At 37.0% G+C, this 1,572-nt stretch carries 2 protein-coding genes; both read right to left on the bottom strand.

Translation table 11 applies throughout. The features are described from left to right. The coding region (locus H5072_RS19020; RefSeq protein WP_182694457.1) for an oligosaccharide flippase family protein at positions 1-643 on the bottom strand (643 nt) is incomplete at its 3' end. A gap of 78 nt (positions 644-721) precedes the next feature. Continuing rightward, positions 722-1,572, bottom strand: an 851-nt coding sequence (locus H5072_RS19015; RefSeq protein WP_182694456.1) for a polysaccharide biosynthesis protein, incomplete at its 5' end; no start/stop codon positions are given.

Here is a 1,572-nt window from a genome sequence, read left to right as displayed (position 1 = left end):
AGAATGACAATAAAGGCTTTATTGCAGAAAGTTTACTTCCTAGTTTAGGCCTACCAAATTCGGTTTGATTTGAGTAATAATACTGAACTAAAAACGATATTCCCGCACTAGCTAAGTATTTAGCCGATAAAGCATAAATTGGTTCAACAACAAAAGTTAAACCATACGCAATAGAAGTAGAGATAACTTCTGAACACGTACCAGCTACTGCAATTTTATAAAATGCTTGTTCTCGAAGTAAAAATGCATTGGGTACTATAGTTAAAGCAAAAAAAACTAATGATATGGATACAAAAGGGACTACCTTATCAACATCCTGTATTTCATAAAATGAGACCAAAAACACACTCAGGGCACTAAAGCCAACAGCTAATATAAGCCCTACTAATAGTGTTAACGAAAATATTCCATTTTTATCATTATCGGACAATGCCGATAAATTAATAATTGCAGGCCCTAAGCCGGCTTCTGCCATTAACTGGAAAAACAAGTAAAACACCATGATCGCGGCGACTATACCAAATATCTCAGGTGTAAAAACGCGAGCTAAAAGCATCATTGATAAAAGATTAACAGCATAGACTGAATATCTACCTATTACACTTTTACCAATCGCTTTGTATAAAACTTTACTTTCTTTCATTTATTTTGCCTAGCAGTCAGTGCTAGCTAATCCAGACTGCTTAATACGCTTCATATTGGGTAAGAAACTTGTTAATAATTACAAACTCTTTGTTTTGGGTAACAAAGAGATTATTGAATTGTCCATATTTTTTTCCTTCCAATTCAGATCGCATATTCCATCTGTAGGAGAAAAGGCAGTTGGAGCTTGTAGCAACAGCTTGCGAATTTCAAGATGATCAGACTTATCGCAAGCTGATTTAAGTTTAACTAAAAATGGCTCTAACTCTGCCCAAGGCATTTTTACTTCTTGAGCACTCAATATTCTTGGATGGTCTGTGCCAATTACATTGTCACCGATTAAAAGCTCCTCAAAAAGCTTCTCTCCAGGGCGTAACCCTGTACACCTAATTTCTATATCACCATCCGGTCGCTTATTATGTTTAACTTCAAGCCCTGACAAATGCACCATTTTAGTGGCTAAATCTTTTATTTTTACAGGCTCACCCATATCAAGGACAAACACATCACTCCCTACCCCCATTGCACCTGCTTGAATAACTAGCTGAGCTGCTTCTGGAATTGTCATAAAGTAACGAGTTATGTCTTGGTGGGTTAGTGTTATTGGACCACCCGCTTTAATTTGCTTTCTAAACAAGGGAACCACTGAACCAGATGACCCAAGCACATTTCCAAACCTTACCATTGTAAAGCGTGTTGTCGTTTGAATTTCAGACAGTCCTTGCAGAACGAGTTCTGCCATGCGCTTAGTAGTACCCATTATATTAGTTGGGCGAACAGCTTTATCTGTAGAAATTAATACAAATGTTTCTACATTTGTATTAATTGCAGCGGTCGCTAAGTTATAAGTACCATAAATATTATTGCGCACTCCTTCTACAACATTATGCTCTACTAGTGGTACATGTTTATAAGCCGCTGCATGGTATA

Source organism: Pseudoalteromonas sp. SR45-5 (assembly GCF_014163565.1).
Classification (GTDB): Bacteria; Pseudomonadota; Gammaproteobacteria; order Enterobacterales; family Alteromonadaceae; genus Pseudoalteromonas; species Pseudoalteromonas distincta.
This window is presented reverse-complemented; position numbering and strand designations above follow the sequence as displayed.